Origin of the sequence: Myxococcus dinghuensis (assembly GCF_024198235.1) — a bacterium.
Lineage (GTDB): Bacteria > Myxococcota > Myxococcia > Myxococcales > Myxococcaceae > Myxococcus > Myxococcus dinghuensis.
Window position 1 is genome coordinate 97045 of the sequence record NZ_JAKCFB010000001.1, and the last position, 5590, is coordinate 102634.

Genomic DNA, 5590 nt, shown 5'->3' on the forward strand with positions numbered 1-5590 from the left:
TGCGATGAGCAAGGAATTCTACGAGAAGATTTCGGGTCTCTCTCCCAAGCGGCTCGCGTTGCTGGCGCTCGACCTCCACGCGGAGAGCGAGGCCCTCAAGCGCACGCGTTCGGAGCCGATCGCCATCGTCGGCACGTCCTGCCGCGTCCCGGGAGGCGTCCGGACCCCCGAGGCCTTCTGGCGGCTGCTGCATGACGGCGTGGACGCCATCACCGAGGTCCCACGTGAGCGATGGGACGCGGAGGCCCTCTTCGATCCCGAGCCGGGCAAGCCCGGCCGCACGTACGCCCGCTGGGGCGGCTTCATCGAAGGCGTGGACCTGTTCGACGCGGCGTTCTTCGGAGTCTCCCCTCGGGAGGCCTCGCGGATGGACCCGCAGCAGCGGCTGTTGCTGGAGGTGACGTGGGAGGCGCTGGAGCGCGCCGGTCATCCCCCGGACCAGCTCATGGGCAGCCGGTCCGGCGTCTTCCTGGGCATCATCCACAGCGACTATGCGCAGCTCCAGGCGCGGCAGCTCGGCGAGGCGCTCGACATCTACCACCTGACGGGGACGTCGCTGAACGCGGCGGCGGGGCGGCTGGCGTACACCCTGGGACTCCAGGGGCCGTGCATGGCCATCGACACGGCGTGTTCGTCCTCCCTGGTGGGCTTGCACGTCGCCTGTCAGAGCCTGCGCAACCGCGAGTGCGACCTCGCGCTGTCGGCGGGCGTCAACCTCATGTTGATGCCGGAGGCGACGATGGCGCTCTCCAGCAGCCGAGGGCTCGCGCCGGATGGGCGGTGCAAGACGTTCGACGCGGCGGCCAACGGCTTCGTGCGCGCCGAGGGCTGCATCGTCCTCGTGCTCAAGCGCCTCTCGGACGCGCTCGCCCATGGTGACGAGATCCTCTCCCTGGTCGTCGGCTCCGCGGTGAACCAGGACGGCGCCAGCAGCGGCCTCATGGTCCCCAACGGCCCCGCACAGGAGCGGGTCATCGAGCAGGCGCTGGCGAACGCGGGCATCAAGCCTTCCCAGCTCTCCTACGTGGAGGCCCACGGGACGGGGACCTCGCTGGGGGACCCCATCGAGATGCAGGCCCTGGCGCGGGTGCTGGGTGGGAAGCGGAACGCGGACGCGCCGCTGTTCGTGGGGTCGGTGAAGACGAACATCGGGCACCTGGAGGCGACGGCCGGCCTCGCGGGTGTCCTGAAGACGGCGCTGGCGCTGCGGCGGGAAGCGATACCTCCGAACCTGCACTTCCACCGCCTGAACCCCGACATCGTCCTCGAGGGCGCGCCCGTGGTGGTGCCGACGTCGCCGCAACCGTGGCCCCGGGCCGAGCAGCCGCGCCTGGCCGGGGTGAGTGCGTTCGGCATCAGCGGCACCAACGCCCACGTCATCCTCCAGGAGCCTCCCGCACCGGCGCCCCGACCTCCGACGCCCAGCCGGGGGGCGGAGCTGCTCGTGTTGTCCGCGCGAGGACCCGAGGCGCTCCGGGCCTCGGCCGGAAACCACGCGTCGTGGCTCGCCGCGCATCCCGAGGTGCCCCTGGGGGACGTGTGTGCCACCGCGAGCCTGTCGCGCTCGCACCACGACCACCGCTTGACGCTCGTGGGCCACACCCACGCCGAGCTCGCGGAGAAGCTGGAGGCGTTCTCCCGAGGCGAGAGCGTCCCGGGCGCGGCCACGGGGCGTGCATCCGGACATGCCCGGCGCCGGGTCGTCTTCGTGTTCCCCGGACAGGGCTCCCAGTGGTTCGGCATGGGCCGGAGGCTCCTGGAGCAGGAGCCCGCGTTCCGCGCCGCGTTGGAGCGCTGCGACGGCGCCATCCGCGCCTGCGCCGACTTCAGCGTCCTGGAGGAGCTCCAGGCGGAGGAGGGGCGCGGCCGTCTCCAGGACATCGACGTCATCCAGCCGGTGCTCTTCGCCATGGAGGTCGCGCTGGCGGAGCTGTGGCGGGCGTGGGGCGTCGAGCCCGACGCGGTGGTGGGTCACAGCATGGGCGAGGTCGCCGCGGCGCACGTCGCCGGGGCGCTGAGCCTGGAGGACGCGGCGAAGGTCATCTGCCGACGCAGCCGGCTGCTGCGCGGTGTCCGCGGCCAGGGGGCCATGCTGCTGGTGGACCTGACGCTGGACGACGCGACGCAGGCGCTGGCGGGCTTCGAGGCCCAGGTCTCCGTCGCGGTGAGCAACAGCGTGCGCTCCACCGTGCTCTCGGGCGGGAAGGACGCGCTGGACGCCATCGCCGCGCGGCTCCAGGAGCGCGACGTCTTCTGCCGCTTCGTGAAGGTGGATGTGGCGTCACACAGCCCGCGGATGGACCCGCTCCGACCCGAGCTGCTCGCGGCGCTCCAGGACCTCGCGCCGCGTGTGTCCCAGGTCCCCATCTACTCCACGGTGACGGGCCTCACGACCCGCGGCGCGGAGTTCGTCGGCGCCTACTGGGCGGACAACCTGCGCGAGCCGGTGCTGTTCTCCAAGGCCGTCGAGCGGCTCGCGGCGGACGGGCATGACACCTTCATCGAGCTGAGCCCGCATCCCATCCTCCTCCCCGCCGTGGAGCAGCACCTGCGGCACCTGGGACGCGAGGGCGCGGTGCTGTCATCGCTCCGCCGCGAGGAGGACGAGCGGGGCGCGATGTTGTCCGCGCTGGGGGCCCTCTATGCCATGGGGCACGACGTGGACCTGGAGCGGCAGCACCCGGTGCGCGGGCGGCTCGCCGCGCTGCCCACGTACCCCTGGCAGCACGAGCGCTTCTGGATTGACGCACCCACGCGGGCGCGCAAGGGGCGGGACACGGGACACCACCCGCTCCTGGGGACACATGTCGCCCTGGCCGGCCAGGACGGCGCGCACCTGTGGCAGACCGAGCTGTTCGCGGACAGCCCCGCGTACCTGTCCGACCACGTCGTCCACGAGCAGGTCGTCCTCCCTGGGACCGGCTATCTGGAGATGGCGGTCGCCGCGTCTGCCCAGGCCTTCGGGCCGGGAGGCCACGCGCTCGAGGACGTCATCTTCCAGCAGATGATGGTGCTGTCCCGGGAAGAGGCGCTCCCGGTGCAGGTGCGCTTCTTCCCGGAGGAGGACGGCGCGAAGCGCTTCCAGGTGTTCAGTCGTCCGGCGGAGTCGCGTGGCGCCTGGACGTTGCATGCCGAGGGCAGGCTCCGGGAACACGCGTCCGCCGCCGAGCCCTTCGCGCTCGAGGAGGCACGCGCGCGGTGCCCGGAGCGGTTGGAGGGGGCGCTGCACTACCAGGGCATGCGCGAGCGCGGTGTCGACTTCGGCCCCAGCTTCCGACTCGTGACGGAGCTGTGGAAGGGCGAAGGGGAGGCGGTGGCGCGCCTGGAACCGTCACCCTCCGTCGCCTCGGAGCTGGCGGTGCACCGGCTCCACCCCGCGCTGCTGGATGCCTGCTTCCAGGCCATCAACGGGGCGGGGCTGGGCGACCGACGCAAGGAGACCTTCGTGCCGGTGGCCGTGGAGTCCTTGCGACTCCACGGGAGTCCCGCCGCCGCGACGTGGAGCCATGCCCGCGTCCGCCCCAGCGCGAGCGAAGGGACAGGTTCCATCGAAGCGGATGTGACACTGCTGGACGCGGATGGGGGTGTCCTGCTGGAGGTCCGGGGGCTGATGGCGCGCCGGCTCGACGCGGTCCGCCGCCGCACCGCCGACGAGGTGGACGACTGGTTGTATCGCGTCGACTGGCAGGAGGCCGCGCGCGAGGCGCCAGCGCCTTCCCACTCCGCGCCAGGCACCTGGCTGGTGTTGACCGACGGGGGCGGCTTCGGCGAACGGCTGAAGGCGGCGCTGGCCGCCCGAGGCGAGCGCTGCGTCCTCGTGTCCCACGGCGAGGAGACGCGCCTCGTCGCGCCCGGTCACCACGGAGTCGACCCTTCGGCGGCTGAGGGATTCGCGCGGATTCTCGAGGCCGAGTTCGGCGCCGGTCGTCCCGCGTGCCGGGGCGTCGTCCACCTCTTCAGCCTGGACGCGCCCGTCGCGGATGAAGGGGCGGAGGCCCTGACGACGGCTCGGGAGTTGGGCGTGGAGAGCGCGCTGCACCTCACGCAGGCGCTGGTGGCCTCGGGCTTCCGGGACATGCCCCAGGTGTGGCTGGTGACGCAGGGGGCCCAGGCCGTCGCGCCCGGGGAGCGCCTGGAGCACGTCGAGCAGGCCCCGCTCTGGGGACTGGGGCGGGTGTTGGCGCTGGAGCACCCGGAGCTCCGGTGTCGGAGCGTGGACCTGGGGGCTCGGGACGAGGCCCAGGCCGTCGCCCTGGCGGGAGAGCTCCTCTCCGCGAGCCTGGAGGAGCAGGTCGCGCTTCGTGGCGAGACCCGACTCGTCGCGCGACTGTCGCGGCTGGAGCGGAGCCTCGTATCCGGCGTGGCGCCACGGGCCGATGGCACCTACCTGATTGCAGGGGGGCTCGGGGGGCTGGGCTTGAAGCTCGCGGAGTGGCTCGTCGAGCAGGGCGCGCGGCACCTCGTCCTCCTGGGGCGCAAGGGCGCGAGCGCGCAGGCGCGGCCCGTGCTCGAGGCGCTGCGCACGGCGGGCGCCGAGGTCCACGTCTTCCAGGCGGATGTCTCGGTGCGGGCGGACGTCGAGCGCGTGCTCGGAGAGGTGTCGGCGCGGATGCCTCCGCTGAGGGGGGTCTTCCACGCGGCGGCGGTGCTCGATGACGGCGTGCTCGCGAACCTCACCGCCGAGCGTCTGCGGGCGGTCATGGAGCCGAAGGTCCACGGGGCGTGGAACCTCCATGCGTCGACGCGCGAGGCGCCGCTCGACCACTTCGTGCTCTTCGCGGCGGCGGGCGCGCTCCTCGGGTCGCCGGGGCAAGGCAACTACGCGGCGGCCAATGTCTTCCTCGATGCGCTCGCCGAACACCGGCGCGCGGCGGGGTTGCCGGCGCTGAGCATCGACTGGGGGGCCTGGGCCGACGTGGGATTGGCCGCCGTCGCCCAGGCTCGGGGGGAGCGCATCACCCAGCGAGGCGTGGACGGCATGCCTCCGGCGCAGGCGTTGGACGCGCTGGGCCGCGTCCTGGGCAGTCCCCACCCGCGGGTGGTGGTGATGCGCTTCGACCTGCGCCAGTGGAGTGAGTTCTACCTCACGGCGGCGCGCTCCCCGTTCCTGTCGCGGCTCGCGCGGGAGCAGGCCGGCCGCGCGCGGACACCCTCGGACCGGGGCGCGTTCGTGGAGACCCTCCGCGCCGCGGAGGTGCTCTCACGAGCGCTGTTGCTCGAGAAGCACCTGTGCGAGCAGGCCGGGCAGGTGCTCCGGCTGTCTCCCTCGCGAATCGACCCGGACGAGCCGCTGGGGAGCATGGGGCTGGACTCCTTGATGGGCCTGGAGATTCGCAACCGGCTCGAGGTGAGTCTGGGGTTGCGGCTCCCCGCGACCCTGGTCTGGCGCCACCCCACCGTGGCGGCGCTGGTCGTGCACCTGGCCGAGCTGCTGCAACTGCCCATCGCGAACCCGGGCGAGTCACCCCGGAATGAAGTCGCGGCGCCCGACGCCGCCATCGTCAACCACGTCAAGCAGCTCTCGGACGACGAAGCCGAGGCGCTCCTCGCGGCGAAGCTCGCCGCGCTGGCCGATTGAAGGGTGTCCTCC

Annotated in this window: 1 protein-coding gene; it reads left to right on the forward strand. The window is 72.8% G+C overall.

Going from position 1 to position 5590, the window contains the following annotated elements; all coding sequences use genetic code 11:
- The first annotated feature begins 4 nt into the window (after positions 1-4).
- Entirely contained in the window at positions 5-5578 is a 5574-nt protein-coding gene (locus LZ198_RS00340; protein WP_253969800.1) for a type I polyketide synthase, read from the forward strand.
- Positions 5579-5590: the final 12 nt, after the last annotated feature.

Bases quoted from the DNA above. Each gene is read 5' to 3' on its own strand.
- LZ198_RS00340 (WP_253969800.1), top strand. From the start codon at position 5: ATGAGCAAGGAATTCTACGAGAAGATTTCGGGTCTCTCTCCCAAGCGG.